Origin of the sequence: Paraconexibacter antarcticus, from assembly GCF_024220175.1 — a bacterium.
Lineage (GTDB): Bacteria > Actinomycetota > Thermoleophilia > Solirubrobacterales > Solirubrobacteraceae > Paraconexibacter > Paraconexibacter antarcticus.
In genome coordinates, this window is sequence record NZ_CP098502.1 from 2416536 (window position 1) to 2432770 (window position 16235).

The 16235-nt window shown below is 68.4% G+C and carries 16 protein-coding genes; 12 read left to right on the forward strand and 4 right to left on the reverse strand.

All coding sequences use genetic code 11. From position 1 onward, the window contains the following. Positions 1–67: 67 nt before the first annotated feature. The 4 genes from NBH00_RS11825 to NBH00_RS11840 form a co-directional block, all read right to left on the reverse strand. Positions 68–3031, reverse strand: coding sequence for a molybdopterin-dependent oxidoreductase (locus tag NBH00_RS11825; protein ID WP_254573524.1), 2964 nt, complete (start codon positions 3029–3031; stop codon positions 68–70). A gap of 91 nt (positions 3032–3122) precedes the next feature. Further along, positions 3123–4640, reverse strand: a complete 1518-nt coding sequence (locus NBH00_RS11830; protein ID WP_254573525.1) for a 4Fe-4S dicluster domain-containing protein — start codon at positions 4638–4640, stop codon at positions 3123–3125. A gap of 37 nt (positions 4641–4677) precedes the next feature. Continuing rightward, positions 4678–5256 (reverse strand): DsrE/DsrF/DrsH-like family protein, encoded by a 579-nt coding sequence (locus NBH00_RS11835; protein ID WP_254573526.1) that lies wholly within the window; start codon positions 5254–5256, stop codon positions 4678–4680. Between the two features lie 29 nt (positions 5257–5285). Beyond that, positions 5286–5660 carry an ArsR/SmtB family transcription factor gene (locus NBH00_RS11840; protein WP_254573527.1) on the reverse strand — a complete coding sequence of 125 codons (375 nt, stop codon included), beginning with the start codon at positions 5658–5660 and terminating at the stop codon, positions 5286–5288. 154 nt (positions 5661–5814) lie between these two features. Between NBH00_RS11840 and NBH00_RS11845 the strand changes: the two genes are divergently transcribed. From NBH00_RS11845 to NBH00_RS11900, 12 genes are read left to right on the forward strand one after another with little or no spacing between them, the layout of a single operon-like run. Beyond that, complete coding sequence (locus NBH00_RS11845) at positions 5815–6045, forward strand: sulfurtransferase TusA family protein (RefSeq protein WP_254573528.1); 231 nt, start codon at positions 5815–5817, stop codon at positions 6043–6045. A 6-nt stretch (positions 6046–6051) separates the two neighbouring features. Continuing rightward, positions 6052–6429 (forward strand): DsrE family protein, encoded by a 378-nt coding sequence (locus tag NBH00_RS11850; protein WP_254573529.1) that lies wholly within the window; start codon positions 6052–6054, stop codon positions 6427–6429. Next, the gene (locus NBH00_RS11855; protein ID WP_254573530.1) at positions 6429–7136 is read left to right on the forward strand and encodes a 4Fe-4S dicluster domain-containing protein; all 708 of its coding nucleotides are present in this window, start codon (positions 6429–6431) and stop codon (positions 7134–7136) included. The genes NBH00_RS11850 and NBH00_RS11855 overlap by 1 nt, the downstream gene beginning before the upstream one ends. Next, positions 7133–8356 (forward strand): heterodisulfide reductase-related iron-sulfur binding cluster, encoded by a 1224-nt coding sequence (locus NBH00_RS11860; protein WP_254573531.1) that lies wholly within the window; start codon positions 7133–7135, stop codon positions 8354–8356. Before NBH00_RS11855 ends, NBH00_RS11860 begins: the two co-directional genes overlap by 4 nt. Next, a complete protein-coding gene (locus tag NBH00_RS11865) occupies positions 8353–9411 on the forward strand; it encodes an FAD-dependent oxidoreductase (RefSeq protein WP_302182734.1) in 1059 nt (352 codons plus the stop codon). The genes NBH00_RS11860 and NBH00_RS11865 overlap by 4 nt, the downstream gene beginning before the upstream one ends. A 1-nt stretch (position 9412) precedes the next feature. Next, positions 9413–10180, forward strand: coding sequence for a hypothetical protein (locus NBH00_RS11870; protein WP_254573532.1), 768 nt, complete (start codon positions 9413–9415; stop codon positions 10178–10180). Beyond that, positions 10180–11493 (forward strand): (Fe-S)-binding protein, encoded by a 1314-nt coding sequence (locus tag NBH00_RS11875; protein WP_254573533.1) that lies wholly within the window; start codon positions 10180–10182, stop codon positions 11491–11493. The genes NBH00_RS11870 and NBH00_RS11875 overlap by 1 nt, the downstream gene beginning before the upstream one ends. Beyond that, on the forward strand, positions 11490–12512 hold the full coding sequence (locus NBH00_RS11880) for a lipoate--protein ligase family protein (RefSeq protein ID WP_254573534.1): 1023 nt from the start codon (positions 11490–11492) through the stop codon (positions 12510–12512). The genes NBH00_RS11875 and NBH00_RS11880 overlap by 4 nt, the downstream gene beginning before the upstream one ends. Continuing rightward, complete coding sequence (locus tag NBH00_RS11885) at positions 12509–12958, forward strand: glycine cleavage system protein H (protein WP_254573535.1); 450 nt, start codon at positions 12509–12511, stop codon at positions 12956–12958. Before NBH00_RS11880 ends, NBH00_RS11885 begins: the two co-directional genes overlap by 4 nt. Further along, positions 12955–13914 carry a radical SAM protein gene (locus NBH00_RS11890; RefSeq protein WP_254573536.1) on the forward strand — a complete coding sequence of 320 codons (960 nt, stop codon included), beginning with the start codon at positions 12955–12957 and terminating at the stop codon, positions 13912–13914. Before NBH00_RS11885 ends, NBH00_RS11890 begins: the two co-directional genes overlap by 4 nt. After that, positions 13911–15077, forward strand: a complete 1167-nt coding sequence (locus NBH00_RS11895; RefSeq protein ID WP_254573537.1) for a lipoate--protein ligase family protein — start codon at positions 13911–13913, stop codon at positions 15075–15077. Before NBH00_RS11890 ends, NBH00_RS11895 begins: the two co-directional genes overlap by 4 nt. After that, positions 15074–16234 carry a radical SAM protein gene (locus NBH00_RS11900; protein ID WP_254573538.1) on the forward strand — a complete coding sequence of 387 codons (1161 nt, stop codon included), beginning with the start codon at positions 15074–15076 and terminating at the stop codon, positions 16232–16234. Before NBH00_RS11895 ends, NBH00_RS11900 begins: the two co-directional genes overlap by 4 nt. Position 16235: the final 1 nt, after the last annotated feature.

Sequence of the window (16235 nt, forward strand, 5' to 3'; positions counted from 1 at the left end):
GCGGCGAGTACGCTCATCCGGCCCGCACGGTGGCCGCCGCCGATCGCAACGACAGGTACGGTCATCGTCACCGCTTACTCGGGTCGACGTCACCCCACACGGCCGCGGGCGACCAGTCGAGGATCTCGCACAGGCGATCGGCGTCCGGGAGCCTCCCGGCCTGAGCACGCTCGCGGGCCGCGAGGGTCGCCTCGTCCTGGGGCAGGGAGTAGGCGTCGAGCACGGGCTTGACCGGCCGGAACAGCCAGATCGGCCGGCGCAGGTTCCCGCTGGCCGGTCGCGTGACGCTGAGCCACTTGCGGTAGACCTCGCGCGACTTGGCGAAGTCGACGTGGATGTCGGCGTAGCGGTCGCCGGGCTCGGCGGCGCGGACGCGGACCTTCTGGTGCCAGCAGTGCATCCCGCTGATCGGGTCCGGGTGGACGGGGAAGGTGATGTTCTGGTGAACGCCCGCGTCGCTCCACCACACCCGCGACGAGCTGGGGTCGTCGGACTCCCACGGCTGCACGCCATGGATCTGGCGGAACGTGACCGTGCTCTCGGTCTCCGTCATGTCCACGAGCGCGGATGACCAGCGCTCCATGCCCTCGGATTCCTTCAGCCGCCAGCGGCCCATGTGGTGCGAGGCGGCGACGATACCGGGCCGGATGCCCTCGGTCACGAACGCCTTGATGACGAAGAACCCGATCTCCGTCTCCACCCGGGCCAGGCCGCCGGTGGTCAGGCCGATCCGCTCGGCGTCCTGCGGGCAGACGAGCAGCGGATGGGTGTGCGAGAGCTCGTTCAGATACTTCGCGTTGCCCGAGCGCGAGTGGATCATCGTCGGCAGCCGGTAGGTCGGCAGCAGGACGTACTCGCCCAGCGCGTGGTCGATCAGCGACGGATGAACGTGGCTGCGGCGGTAGTGCGGGGTGGCCTGGTCGGCCCAGCCCCACTCCTCGAGCGTCTCGGAGTACAGCTCGAGCTTCCGTGAGGGCGTGTTGAATCCGCGGCGCGCGACGCCGTCGACCATCGTCCCGGTGGTGTCAGGCCGGCCGGTGAGCGGCAGGTGACCGGGGTCGAACGTGTGGGCGGTGATGGTGTCCTCGAGGCCCTTGACCGCGGAGTCCTCCGGAACCTCGACCTCGACCTCGTGCTGGAGGTACTCGTCGCGGGAGACCTCGACGGAGCCGTACTTGCGCATGTAGGCGAGCGGCGTGAGGTCCTCGGCCGCGGCCTTCTCGGGCAGCCCGGGAACCGAGTTCTCGAACATCCACTGGTAGTACTCCTCCAGGCGGATCTTCTCGCCGGGGCGGTACGGCGACTCGTAGTACCTGCGGATGCCGAGGGAGCCGTCGGGATCGGCGCGCCAGGAGACCTCGATCCAGAACTCGCCCTCCTCCCAGACCTCGCCCGGATTCGCTTCGTACGTGAAGTCGATGTGCTTGCCCGCGCGCTCCATCGCGACGCGCTGCACCGGCTGGCGGAAGCCGAGCCACTTGCCGGAGTGCGTCTCATAGGAGTGGGTGTCGTGGCGCTCGGGGCCGTGGCCCATCGGCAGCACGTAGTCCGCCCACCAGGCCGACTCCGACCACGTCGGCGTCATCGCGCCGTGCAGGCCGACGAGCTTCTCGTCCCGCAGCGCACGGAGCCAGGAGTAGCCGTCCGGGTAGGTCCAGATCGGATTCAGGACTCGCGTGAAGAGGACCGGCTGCGTGCCGCGGCCGTCGAGCAGCAGGTGGGGGTACAGCGGGCTCATCTCGTTGTGGGCCAGCGGGTACTCGCGGGGCCAGTTGAGCTCGTTCCACTGCAGGTTCGGCTTGGGCTTGTCCCACGGCGCCGGGATGAACTTGTTCCAGGCGTTCGGCGACGTGCCGCCGACGGCCCCGACCGCGCCGGTGAGCGCGTTGAGGAGCATGACGGCCCGGGTGATCTGCCAGCCGTGCAGGTTGCCCGCCGCGGCCGCGCGCCAGATGTGCGAGGTGAAGGCCGGAGCGGCGGCGGCGATCTCGTGGGCGATCTGCACGATCGTCGCCGCCGGCAGCCCGCTCTCCTGCTCGGCGAACTCGGGGGTGTACTTCGCGTACTCGCTGCGCAGTTCCCGGATGAAGGCGTCGAACGTCGGGTCGGTCCCCGGCGAGCGGTGCGCCAGGTAGGTCTGCCAGTTGACCCAGCGCCGCATGAACTCGCGGTCGTAGAGGTTCTCGTCCAGCAGGATCTTGGCGATCGCCAGGAGCACCGCGGCCTCGGAGCCCGGCCACGTCGGTAGCCAGTAGTCGGCGATCGACGCCGTGTTCGACAGGCGCGGGTCCATGACCGCGATCTTCGCGCCCCGCTGCTGGGCTTCCACGATCCGCTGGGCGTGGGGGTTGAAGTAGTGCCCGGACTCCAGGTGGGCCGAGATCAGCAGCATGAAGCGGCTGTTGGCGTAGTCGGGGGACGGGCGGTCGGTGCCGGACCAGAAGCCGTACCCCGCGCGGCCGCCGGAGGAGCAGACGTTGGTGTGGGAGTTGTGGCCGTCCGAGCCCCAGGTCTCGAGGAAGCGGTCGGCGAAGCCGTCCTCGCCGGGGCGGCCGACGAAGTAGAGCACGTCGTTCGGGCGGTCCGCCGAGAACGCGTCGTGCATCTTCTCGGCGAAGGTGTCGAGCACGTGGTCCCAGCTGCAGCGCTCCCATGACCCGCCGCCGCGCGGGCCGGTGCGCCGCTGCGGGTACAGGATTCGCTCCGGATCCTTGATCTGGTTGATCGTGGCCGGGCCCTTGGCGCAGTTGCGCCCGCGGCTGCCGGGGTGGTGGGGGCTGCCCTCGAGTTTGCGGACCTCGAACGTCTCCTTGTCGACGAACGCTGTGAGCCCGCACGCGGACTCGCAGTTGAAGCACACCGTCGGTACGAGCGTGTACTCGCGCGGCACCTTTCTCGGCCAGGCGTCGACGTCGTATTCGGTCCACGAGTCCCACTGCTCCACCGGCGGGAACGACTTCAGTCCTTCGGTGCGGGCGCCGTAGCCCGTGGGGCGGCGCGCGCCCTTGCGGTCGATGCCTTCGTTGCTCATCGGACAACCTTCCGGATCGGTGACGACGTCAACGGAAAGCAAGCCCTCTGGGCGTGGCTTTTCGCGCTCATGTCAGGTGCTCCCGTCGTGTTCAGCTCAGCGGAACGCTTTGGCCCGCTCTGACCCATGCGTCCTCGTAGCACCACAGGCCGACGAGCCCGAGGAGGCCGGCTGCGGCCAGCCACCCGCCGCCGCCGATCGCAAGGTAGACCGTGCCGAGGGCGCCGGGAAGGACGAGCCCCGTGAGGATCCCGCCGAGCCAGAAGCGCTGGGCGTAGATGTCGCGCCACATGTTGTGGGCGGCGCGCTCGGCCTGGGCGGTCGGGTGACCGCCGAACGTGTCGAGCGCGATGGTGATCGCGCTCGCCGCGACCGACAGCACGAGCGTCCAGCCGAGCGCCTGCCCGATGTCGTGCGGGGCGTCGATGGCCAGGCTCGCGATGCCGAGCGTGGCTGAGCCTGCGAGGAGCGCGTTCACCACGGTGTGGGGGACGAGCAGTGGGCTCTGCCACAGGTCGCGTCCCTCGAGCTGATTGAAGAGGAACCCCGTGTAGGCCGCGAGCATGATGCCGGACGGCACCATCACCCACCGCAGCACGTCGCGCGCGCCGGTGGAGTCCGTGGCGGCGGCGACGGTGAAGGCCAGCGAGGTGAGCGCGGCGAGGTTGATGAACTGCGCCCCGATCGCCAGCCACGATCGCCACTGCGGCCGGGTGAACAGGAAGTAGAACCGCTTGGGCTGCTTGAGGTCGGCGATCAGGAAGATGCCGGTGAGTGCGATGCCGGCCAGCGCCACAAGTCCCGGCACGATGTCCGCCAGGGCCGAGCCGTCCGCCCCGATCACGAGCAGTAGCGCCGACAGCATCATGGCGCCGGCCGCCACCCCCTTCGACAGGAAGTAGCTGGACACCAGCCAACCCCATGGTGGCGCGTGGTCGATGTCGCTGATCGCCCGCGCGGTGGCCTTCTTGTTCAGCGGCGTGAGCTTGATCTGCTGCGCTTTCGGCATCTCCGTCGTGATGTATGCGCCGTCCCCGCCGACCATCAACGGGTTCAGCGCTGCCTCGTGTGCGCCCAGGTAGAAGACGTTGGGGCCGGTGCCCTGCTCCGGAGCGCGGACCTGGGCCGGCACGACGCTGATCAGGCGGCTGATCTCGGAGTCCGGGTCATCCAGATCGCCCGAGGTGATGGCCTCGGCGGGGCAGACGGTCTCGCACGCCGGCTTCAGGCCCACGTCGACCTTGTGAGCGCAGAAGTTGCACTTCGCCGCCGTCTGGGATTTGGGGTCGATGTACAGCGCGTCGTACGGGCACGCGTTCATGCAGGCCTTGCAGCCGATGCACCGCGAGCCGTCGAAGTCGACGATCCCGTCCTCGCGCTTGTACAGGGCCTTGACCGGGCACACCGCGACGCACGGGGCGTCGTCGCAGTGGTTGCAGCGCAGCACGGAGAAGTGCCGGCGGTTGTCCGGGAACTCGCCGGTCTCGATGTACTTGACCCAGGTGCGGAACACGCCGAGTTCGACGCCGTGTTCCGCCTTGCAGGCGACCGTACACGCATGGCAGCCGATGCACTTGCGCTGATCGAGGGCGAAGCCGTAGCGGGTCATGCCGCTCGCTCCGCCGAGCTATCGGGCACGCGCGTCCTCAGATGAAGAGGCTGATGGCGGACTTCTGCATGCGCGCTAGCGCAGTGGCGGCGCCGGCCGGTTCGTCCAGGCCATCGATCATGTCCTCGCGCTTGAGGCCCATGAGGTCCATGGTCATCTGGCAAGGCCACATCTTCACGTCGAGGTCCTTCGCCATCTCCATGAGCTCCTCGGGTGCGGCCACGCCGTGCTGCTTGGCGAGCTTGCGCATCATCATCGGCCCGGCCCCGCCCATGTTCAGCTTGGAGAGCGCCGCGTGTTCGGCGCTGGGACGGTTCATCAGCGACAGGCCCCTGGTCATCCAGTTGTCGCCGGTCACGCGCCGGTCCTCCTTGACGAGGGAGAAGAGCCCCCAGAAGGTGAAGAACACCGCGACGTCCATGCCGCCCGCCGCAGCGGTGCTGGCCAGGATCGTCGTCGGCCAGATCTTGTCGAGGTCGCCGCTGCAGGCGACGAGCGTTACGAGGTTCGGATCGCGCGGATCCTTCGCCTCGATCATCTTGCCGACGAGCTCTTCGAGTTCGCCGCGGCTCATCGACGAGACGAGATCTGCGGTGTGCGAGGCGGTAACAGCCATGGTTCTCCTTCCTGGCCGTCGCGGCCAGATCAGCGGGTGAGGTCCTGCTCGAGGTTGCGCCCCCAGCGCTCCCAGTCCTCGCGGATGTTCTTGCACACCGCGTCGCACAGGTCGCTCAGGGATGGGTCGTTGATGCGGTAGTAGATGCGCGTCCCGTCGCGGCGCTTGGCGACCAGGCCGTGTGAGCGCAGGAGCGCGAGTTGCTTGGAGACCGCGCCGTAGGAGATGTCGAGCTTCTCGACCAGATCGCCGACGCAGAGCTCTCCCTCAGCGTGGAGCGCGTTGACCAGCGTCAGCCGCGTCGTATCGCCCAGCATCTTGAAACGGTCGGCCACCCGCTCGAGGACCGCGGGCGGTAGGTCTTCGCCGAAGGCAGGAGGCTTGGAAGTGCGCTTGGCAGGCATCAACGGATTGTACTGGCGGTGTTCGCGTAAGCGCTCAAGAGCGAACGCTATCCGTCTTTGAGTATTTAGGCAAGCTTGACAACACGAACCCGGCGCTGTTAGAACTGACTCGAGCCGGCCGAGCGGTGCCGGACAGGCTTCAGGAGGAGGACCCGTGCCCCAGTCGATGCAGACCCTGGACGTCCAGGGGATGTCGTGTCCGATCCCGGTCGTCAAGACGGCCAAGGCCATGAAGGCCATGAGCCCTGGGGACGAACTCGAGATCCTGGCTACCGATCCTGGAGTCGAACCCGACATGAAGGCGTGGACGAAGCAGACCGGCAACGAGCTCGTCTCCATCGACCAGACCGGCAAGGTCTTCCGCGTCGTCGTCCGCAAGAACTGATTCGGCATGAGCGACGACGACGAGTCTGTCCTCTACGTCATGACGCACGGGCTCGAATCGCCCGAGCGCTGCGCGACACCGTTCTTCCTCGCGTCGACCGCAGCGGCGATGGACCTCGAGACCGGCATCTACTTCACGATGAACGGACCACAGCTCCTGAAGAAGGGCGTCGCCGAGGAGATGGGCCCCAAGGGCGACGACGGCCAGAAGCTCGCGTTCTTCATCGACCAGGCCTTGGAGTGCGGCGTCAGCCTCTACGTCTGCCAGCCGAGCCTGGACCTCAACGACCTGGAGCCCGAGGACCTCATCGACGGCGTCAAGATGATCGGCGGCGCGGCGTTCAACGGCATGGCGATGGAAGCCAGCGCGGTGGTGACCTTCTGATGACCGGCATCGGCGCCGCGTTCAAGCTTGAGCCGAAGTACCCGGAGGTGCCGTACGAGGAGAAGGCGCGCCTGTTCGCCGAGATCAAGGCCGACGCGCGTTACGACGACTACCTCTACGGCTGTTACGAGTGCGGCATCTGCGTGGCCGCCTGTCCGTCGGCGCGCTACTACGACTTCTCCCCGCGGCGGATCGCCCAGGCCGCCGCGCGCGAGGATGTCGAGCTGATCTTCGAGCAGATCCAGGAGGACATCTGGGACTGCTCGCAGTGCTTCTCCTGCCTGCGCTGCCCGCGAGGGAACAACCCGGGGGGAATCATCACGATCATGCGCGAGGTCGCCGTCAATAACGGCCTCGACAGCGCCCGTGAGGCCCTCAAGGGCTACACGCGAATCATCTACAAGATCATGTCGACGGGCACCCAGGTGTCGCCCGACATGCTGCAGGCCGACGCCTTCCCCGACTGGGGCCCGACGGTCGCGGCGACGTCGGAGAACCTCGAGCTGTGGCGCCGCGCGCTGCCGCCGGACACGCACCACACCACCAAGACCGGCTGGCAGATCTCCACCAAGACCCTCGTGGAGCTCTACCTGATCTGGCACAAGACAGGCGCGCTGGATCTGATCTCGGAGCTGGACGAGGGGCTGCACTCGCTCCTGGAAGAAGTGATGGAAGACCTACTGGAAGAAGAGGGATACGAGCTATGACCATTCCCGTCGAGCTGGTCAACGGCCCCGGCCGCAAGAACAAGAAGGAGTTCACCTTCAGCGAGGAGCACGCTCCTGAGGACTTCCACGACCACCTCTGGGAGCTGGAGGCGGCCGGCGAGCTCGTCGTGCAGCGGGTGCCGGAGCCGTACCTCGAGGTGCCGGTCAAGTACGGGCGCACGAAGAAGGTGCCGATCGGGCAGACCTGGCACCACAAGTCGTGCGGGCAGTGCGGTCACATCCCCGGCTATTCCACGTCGATCTTCTGGGTCAATCGTAAGCTCGGGATCGAGTACAACGACCCGACCGATCAGACCTCGTGCACGGCGTGGAACTACTACGCCTCGGCGACTTCCAACCAGGCAGCGCAGGCCTGTGTGGCGATGCGCAACTTCGCGGCCGCCTACGAGTCAGACCACTTTCCGATCATCCACTGCGGGACATCGTTCGGGCATTACAAGGAAGTCCGCCACGAGATCCTCACCAACGCCAAGCTCCGGGCCGAGGTGCGCGAGATCCTGGCCTCGATGGGCAAGCCACTGGTGATGCCCGAGGAGATGATCCACTACTCCGAGTGGTTCCACGCGATGCGGCACGACATCGCCAAGCATCAGGTGCTCGACTTCTCGAAGATCGCGGTCACGGTCCACCCGGCCTGCCACTACTACAAGCTGGTCGAAGGGGACGCGATCTACGACCCCGAGGTCTACGGCGGGCAGCGCACCGCGATCGTCACCGGACTGGCGACCGCGCTCGGTGCCGAGGTCCGCGACTACTCCACGTGGTTTGACTGCTGCGGGTTCGGCTTCCGCCACATCCTCGTCCAACGCGACTTCAGCCGCTCGTTCGCCACTCAGCGGAAGATCAAGCGGATGAAGGAAGAGGCGGACCCCGACGTCACGCTGACGCATGACACCGGGTGTGTCACCACGCTCGACAAGAGCCAGTTCGCCGCGAAGGCCCAGGACAAGGACTTCGCCACGATTCCCGTGCTCTCCGAAGCGCAGTTCGCTGCGCTGGCCATGGGCGCCCATCCGTTCCTGGTCTGCCAGTTGCACTGGCACGCCGCGGACTACAAGCCCTTGCTGGAGAAGATGGGCATCGACCACGAGAAGGCCTGGGCCGAGTTCGAGGAGCAGTGCGGCCGCCTGGAGCGCAACGAGGCGAAGTACCTCACCTGGGAGGACGTGGACTCTGCGCCGGTGGAGGCGGCCCGATGAGCGACACGGTGGTGGTCATCGGCGGCGGTCCCGCCGGCATCGAGGCGGCCCGGAACATCGCCGACCTGGGGATGAAGGCCGTCCTTGTCGAGGAGCGCGAGCGTCTCGGCGGCACCCCGATCTTCGAGTCCTACGCGGCCCTCACCCCGCACTTCGACGACGCCGAGGAGGCGATGGACGGCATGATCGCCGCCCTCGCCGAGCGGGCCGGGGCAGACGTGCGGACGAACTCGACCGTCACGGCGATCAGCGGTGAGGCCGGCGACTTCGTCGTCACGGTCGACGGACCCTCCGGAAGCGAGGAGGTCGCGGCTGGTGCCGTCGTCCTCTGCACCGGCTTCACGCACTTCGATCCCGGTCGCGAACGGCAGATCTACAACTACTACCAGTACCCCGACGTGCTGGCGCTCCAGGACCTCGAGGTGATGCTGAAGGCCCACGACGTCCGCGTCCCGTCGACGGGGAAGGTCCCCGAACGGATCTGCTGGGTCCAGTGCGTCGGCTCACGTGACCGGAACATCGGCAACGAGTACTGCTCGAAGGTCTGCTGCGGCGTCGCCTCCAAGCAGGCGATCGAGGTGCGCAAGATCGCGCCGGACAGCCGCGCCTACATCTTCTACATCGACATGCGGATGTACGGCTACTGGGAACAGCAGATCTACTGGCCTGCGCAGGAGCAGTACCACGTCCAGTACATCAAGGGCATCATCACCGAGATCCTCGAGAAGCAGGGTGGCCTGATCGTCCGCGGCGAGGACACGACGATGGGCCGGCCGATGGAGGTCGCGATGGACATGGTCGTGCTGTCGGTCGGCATGGAGCCTTCGGAGGGCACGAAGACCATGGCGGGGGTGCTCGGCGTCGAGCAGAACAAGTACGGCTTCATCGAGGTCGCCCGGCCGCCGCTGGACACCGTGTCCACCAACCGGGAGGGGATCTTCGCCGCCGGCGCGGCGCTCGGTCCCGCGGACCTCGAGGACACCATCTCCTCCGCCGGTGCCGCGGCTTCGAAGGCCGTCGCGCTGATCCGGCGCGGATCGCCGGCGGTCGTCTGAGATGGCCGGCGGCGCCGGACCTCCGGCCTTCGCCGACACCGTCCCGGTCGACGCGCCGACCGCCCGCGAACTGCTGGAGGAGATCCATCAGCGGATCACCGGCGCTCAGATCATCGAGATCGTCGGACTGCTCGAGGTCAAGGCCGCGCGGTTCGCCGCGGCGCTCGAACCGGCAGCGCTGGCCGTTGCCGACGAGGCAGGCCTGCGTGCGGTGCTGCGCGGGATCTTCGTCAGCCGCCGGCAGGTCGGCGCGCTGTTCGGCGTGCGACCCGCCGTGGAGCTTCGCGACACGGTCGGCGCCTTGCTCTGGGACGACGCGCCCGTCGGCCGCCGGGTGGCTGCGTTCTGCGCGGCCGTCCAGCTCGCGGACGTCAAGGCGGTCGAACTGGCCGGCGAGCTCCTGCACTTCAGCAACCCCACGCGGTACTGGCTTGCGTCGCGCTTCATCTACAACGCCGACACGCGCACCGGCGCGTTGCCGCTGCTCGTCACCGACGGCTATGACCTCGAAGCCGACAGCATCGGCGCCGCCTACGAGCGCCTCGGCGGCGCGATGCGGTCGGTCGACGACTCACCGGAGGCCGCGAGCTTCCGCCGCCATGGCGGCGGGACGCTCGCGACCGACGTGTTCCTCGCCTGCGTCTACGGCGTGTACATGAACACGGTTCTGGGGCTGAAGATGAGCCAGGAGTTCAACTCGCTCGTCCCGCCCCTCCCGCAACTCGCACGCCGCTTGCTCGGTGTGCATCGGATGGAGGTACAGGCCTGATGCCGATCGGTGGACACAAGCAGCAGCCGGTGGTCCATGAGCTGGAGAGCGCCATCGTCGAAGGCGTGGAGCTGACCGCGGATTGGAATCGCCAGCTCGAATCACGGGTCATCCTGGACTACGACACGACCAACCTGTTCGCGCTCGCAGAGCTGACGGACGCCGAGTCGATCGAGTGGTGCTACGGGTGCGGCAAGTGCGTCCCGGTCTGCCCGGTCGACGTGGTCGGCGAGTACGGCCCACGCAAGATCCACCGCAAGGCGCAGACCGGCTTCGACCTCCTGAACGATCCCGACCTCTGGCTGTGCACCACCTGCGGCAACTGCCTGCGCGTGTGCCCCAAAGAGGTGGACATGATCAAGATCATGCCCGCTGCCCGCGAGGCGGCCATGGCGAAGGGCAACCCCGTCCCCGCTGAGCTGCAGGGCGTGTTCGAGAGCACCTTCAAGCAGGGCAACGCCCTCGGGCAGAGCGCCCGCAAGCGCGCCGCGTGGACGAAGGGCGCCGGCGTCCCCGTGCGGCAGCTGCCCAAGGAGCCCGGCCCGGTGGAGTACCTCTTCTACGTCGAGGACTACTGGTCCTACCACCCACGTGGCCATGACGCCGCCCAGGCCTGCGCTCGCGTCTTCCACCAGCTCGGCATCGACTACGGCATCCTCGGTCACGAGGAGAAGACGCTCGGCGACTCCCAGCGCCTGGCGGGGGAGAAGGGCCTGTTCGAGATGCTCGTCGAGCAAGTCGTCGAGACCCTCGACAAGTACGAGTTCAAGCAGATCGTCACCCCCGACCCGCACGGGTTCAACGCGCTGAAGACGGTCTACCCCAAGTACGGGCACACCTACGACGTCCTCCACTACACCCAGCTGCTCGCACCGCTCGTCGACCAGCTGAAATGGACGCGCGAGCTCGACTACACGGTGACCTTCCACGACCCGTGCTACCTCGGGCGGCATCACGGCGAGTACGACGCCCCCCGCACGCTGCTGATGGCCATCCCCGGCTTGAAGCTGACCGAGATGATGCGCTGCCGCGAGAACGGCTACTGCTGTGGTGGTGGTGGCGGCGGCATGTGGCTAGACAGCCACACGCAGAACCACACGACCGAGCGGCTGTCCGAGCGACGGGTGAAGGAAGCGGCCGAGTCGGGCGCCGACGTCCTCGCGGTCTGCTGCCCGTACGAGGTCTCCCGGTTCGAGGACGCCTGCAAGTCCACCAACCTCGACGGCCAGCTGCGGGTGATGGACATCGCCGAGCTGCTCGACGAGGCGCTCGGCGGCATCGACGCGGTCGCGCCGACCGAGGACGCCGCGTGAGGCTGATCGACGCCGGCACCGTCGGCGCGCTGCGTTCGCAGGCCCTCTGGCACGGCATCGCCGCGGCGATGGGGCCGGACGACGAGCCGACGCTGTCACTCTGCCGGCCGGGCGAGGCCTACATGTCGCTCGGGTACCACCGCCGGCTGGACGAGCTGGATCAGGCGGCATGCTCCCGCGAGGGTCTGCCGATCCTGCGCCGGCGGATCGGCGGCGGCCCCGTGCTCATCGACGACCAGCAGCTCTTCTTCCAGATCACGATGCCGGTACGCCGGGCGCCGGCCTCGATCAGCCGGCTCTACGCCACGCTGCTGGAGCCGGCGGCCGCCGCGTTCCGCGCGCTCGGTCTCGACGCGCGCGTCGACGGTCTCAACGACATCGCCGTCGGCCCCCGCAAGATCTCCGGCACGGGTGCAGGCCAGATCGGCGAGGCCGTGGTGGTGGTCGGCAACGTGATCTTCGACTTCGATCACGCACGGATGGCCAGGGTGCTCGCCCTTCCGGATCCGGGGATGCACGACGAGTGCCTGCGGCTGATGCGCCGGCACGTCTCCAGCCTGCGCGACGAAGGGCTCGCCCACGTCACCGCCGCCGACGCCGCCACGGCGCTGCGCGACGCCTACGCGACGGCGCTCGACGGCGCTGTGACGTCAGCCGAGCCCACCGCCGCCGAAGTCGCGGAGATCACGAGGTTCGAGGCGCGCCTCCGCGACCCCGCGTGGCAGCGCGGCCCAGATCTCCCGGAACGTGCCGGGCGCCGAGTGAAGGTCCGCTCGAACGTCTTCGTCGTCCACGGCGAGCAGGACGGCGTGAGCGTCCTCGCGAGCGTCGTCGGCGACGACATCGAGTGCGCCACCGTCGCGGCGCCGGCGCTCAACGGCACCGCCGCCGCGCTTGAACGTGCCTTGGTGGGCAACGTCGTGGCACCCGGTGCGCTTGCCGCGCGCTTGGCGCCGTTCGGAGAGTGCGGCGGCCAGATTCTGGCCGCCATCGGCCCTGGACTGGAGGCACGCTGGTGATCGAAATCGCGGGATACGAGCTTCGCCTCGATCGGCTGTACGACCCAGCCACCCACATGTGGGTCCAGCTCCAGGAGGGCTGCCGGGCCCGGATCGGCCTGGACCCGCTCAGCAGCGAGACCTCGGGCGACGTCGTTGCGCTGTCGCTCGTCGAGCCGGGCACGATCGTGGCCCAAGGCGAATCGGTCGGCGACCTGGAAGCCGCGAAGTTCGTCGGGCCGCTCGTCTCACCGGTCACGGGAACGGTGGACGAGGTCAACCGCGACGTCCTGCTGGAGCCCGCACTGCTGAACCGCGACCCGGCGACCAATTGGCTGGTCACGGTCGCGCTGGATCCGAGCACCCGCCACGAACTCGACGCGTTCCTGTCGGGCGCCGAGCAACTCCGACCATGGTTCACCGTCGAAGTGGACCGTTTCCGCACCCAAGGGGCGATCGCCGAATGAGCACGAACGCGCTGGTCGAACCGGCCGAGGCGATGCGGGTCCGCCGGGAGAACTTCGGCAACACGATCGAGTTCTACGCGCCCGGCCTGAAGCGCTGGCAGAGCTCCGAGTGGGTGCCGGAGAAGCCCAACCGATTCCTCCCGGTCAGCGTCACCGGCACGGCGTGCGCCCTGCAGTGCGATCACTGCAAGACCAAGGTCCTCGAGGGCATGGTCACGGTCACCAAGGAGACCGACCTCTTCGCCACCGCGCAGCGACTGCAGGCCGGCGGCACCGAAGGTCTCTTGGTCTCCGGCGGCTCCACCCGGACCGGCGGCGTTCCGTTGCTCCCGCACGTCGCTGCGATGCGCCGGGTGAAGGACGAGCTCGGGATGCGCGTCATCGTGCACTCCGGTGTCGTGTCACCGAAGCTGGCCGCCGGTCTCGCGGAGGCGGAGGTCGACGGCGTGATGCTCGACATCATGGGCTCCGAGGCCACCATCCGCGAGGTCTACCATCTCGACCTCACGCCGGCCGACTTCGAGCGGTCGCTCGAACTCCTGGCCGAGCGGCAGATGCGCATCATCCCGCACATCGTGCTGGGCCTTCACTACGGGCAGTTCCTCGGTGAGTGGCATGCGCTTGACATGATCGGCCGCTACCCGGTGTCGACGCTGATCCTCGTCGTCCTCACGCCGCTCGTCGGCACGCCGATGGGTCATCTGGAGCCGCCGCCGGTCGGCGACGTCACCGATTTCTTCGCCCTCGCGCGTGTAACCATGCCGGACACGCGGATCAACCTCGGCTGCGGACGGCCGATGGGCGCGATGAAGGTCGCGCTGGACCGTGCCGCGATCACCCACGGGCTGAACGGCATCGCCTATCCGGCGGACGGCATGGTCGCGTACGCCGAGGAGCAGGGTCTCGAGCCCGCGTTCTACGAGTACTGCTGCTCGCTCACCTGGGCGAACTCATGACGCGCTGGCGCCTGCTCATCGACGACAGCGCCGACGCCGCAACCGGCCTCGCCACCGACGAGGCGCTGATGCTGCCGTACGGTCGCACCGCCCGGAGCGAGTACGCCGCGACGCTGCGCCTCTACTCCTACCGCTCACACGCGGCACTCGTCGGCCGCTTCCAGTCGCTGGACGGCGAGATCGATCTTGCCGTGGCGGCCCGGCACGGCATCGACGTCGGCCGGCGACCGACCGGGGGCGGGGCAATCGTCATGGGCGAAGACCAACTCGGCGTTGCGGTCGCGACGCGCGCGCCGGCCGCATCCACGCCGCGGGCGCTGCTTGCCCGCTACGCCGACGGCATCATCGCCGGGCTGGCCACGCTCGGCATCGCTGCCGAGTCGGCGGGCAAGAACGACCTTCAGGTCGGCGGGCGCAAGATCGCCGGCCTCGGACTGCACGTCGACGAGCGCGGCGCGTTGCTGTTCCACGCGAGCGTGCTGGCCGACCTGAACGTCGACCTGATGCTCGACGTCCTGAAGATCCCCGGAGCCAAGCTTGCCGACAAGCCGGCGGAACGTGTCCAGCAGCGGATCACCACCGTCGCCGAGCAGCTCGGTCGTCCGGTGCCCGTCAGCGAGGTCCGCGCCGCCGTGGCGGCCGGGTTCCGCTCGGCACTGGGCGTCGAGCTGCAGCCCGATGAGCCGTCCGCAGACGAATGCGACCGGCGCGACTCGCTGGTACGCGACCGATACGCAAAAGACGCCTGGACGCAGCAGCGCACCCACCTTCGCGACGCGCACGGGACCGCGCTGCTGAAGACGCCCGAAGGCCTCGCGCGAATCTACGTCGCAACCCATGGGGCGACGATCAAGAGCGCGTTCGTCACCGGCGATTTCAACACGCTCCCGGACGAGCTCGTCGCGCTCGAAGCACAGCTGCGCTGGACGCCGGCGACACCGTCGGCAGTGACCGCCGCTGTCCACGACACGGTCGACGATGACGCGCTCGGCGTCTCGCCAAACGTCCTCGCCGCCGCCGTCTGGGAGGCCACGGAGCGTGCGCTGGGTGTTGCCGGCGGCGCCCACCCGGTCCGGCCCAGCGGCTCCTGCTACTTCCCGGACGGCGACGCCCGGCCGGCAATTCGATCGACCACCTCGACCAACGAAGCGGAGCTCGTATGACGACCACGCTCCCGATGGCGGACGCCACCCCGGCCGTCAGGCAGGACAGCCCCGACTGGGTCCGCATCAGCTACGCGAGCGCCATCGCGCTGCGCTTCCGCTCGGGCAGGTTCAGCCGCGAGTTCAAATTCGGCGGCATCAACCTGCTGCTGTCCTACGACTCCGGTTGCCTGTCGGACTGCGGGTACTGCGGCCTCGCGCGCAACCGCCCGGGGGAGTACGACGACAAGTCGTTCATCCGCGTGGAGTGGCCGCTCGTCCGCACGGACGAGTTCATCGATCGCCTCGTCCGCTACGAGGACCGCTTGACCCGCCTGTGCATCTCGATGGTCACGCACGGCCGCGCCTATCCCGACACCCTCGAGTTGACCGAGCGGATCACCTCCAAGGTCCGGGCGCCGCTCTCGCTGCTCGTCGCGCCACCGACGCTGAACGAGGAGCGCCTACGCTCCCTGAAGGCGGCCGGCGCCGACATGATCGGCATCGGCATGGACGCGGTCACCGAAGACCTGTTCGCCTCGCTGCGAACGAACGTGCCGCAGGGAGGACTGAAGTGGGATCAGTACTGGGAGACCGTCGCCTTCGCGCGCGACATCTATGGCCCGTGGCACGTGAACTGCCACACCCTCGTGGGGCTTGGCGAGAACGACGCGCAGCTGATGGACATCTTCGGCCGCCTGCTGAACCGCGAGGTCTTCTCCTACCTGTTCTGCTTCAACCCGGAGCCCGACTCCCGTCTCGGTGACCGCCCGAAGACGCCGATCGAGCGCTGGCGCCGCATCCAACTGGCGAAGTTCCTGCTGGAGGAGCGCGGCCTGGATCCCGCGGCGTTCCGTTTCGACGACGACGGCATGCTCAGCCGCATCCGCGCCCCCCGGGCGCTCATCGACGAGGTGGTCGCCGACGGCTACGCGTTCATGACCAACGGCTGCCCGAGCTCCGGTGGCGAGCCTGGCTGCACCCGGCCGATGGGCAGCTGGCGCCCGACCGAGTCTCCTCGCGACTACCCGTGGCGGCCGACCGCCGAGGACCAGGCCGCCGTGCGCGAGCAGCTCGACCTGGAAGCGCTGATCGAGCCCGGGCCCGGTCCGACCCGTCCCGCCCACCTTTGCGCCCCGCCTGCGGCCGGACGCTTCGCCCCAAACCCGGAGGTTTGAG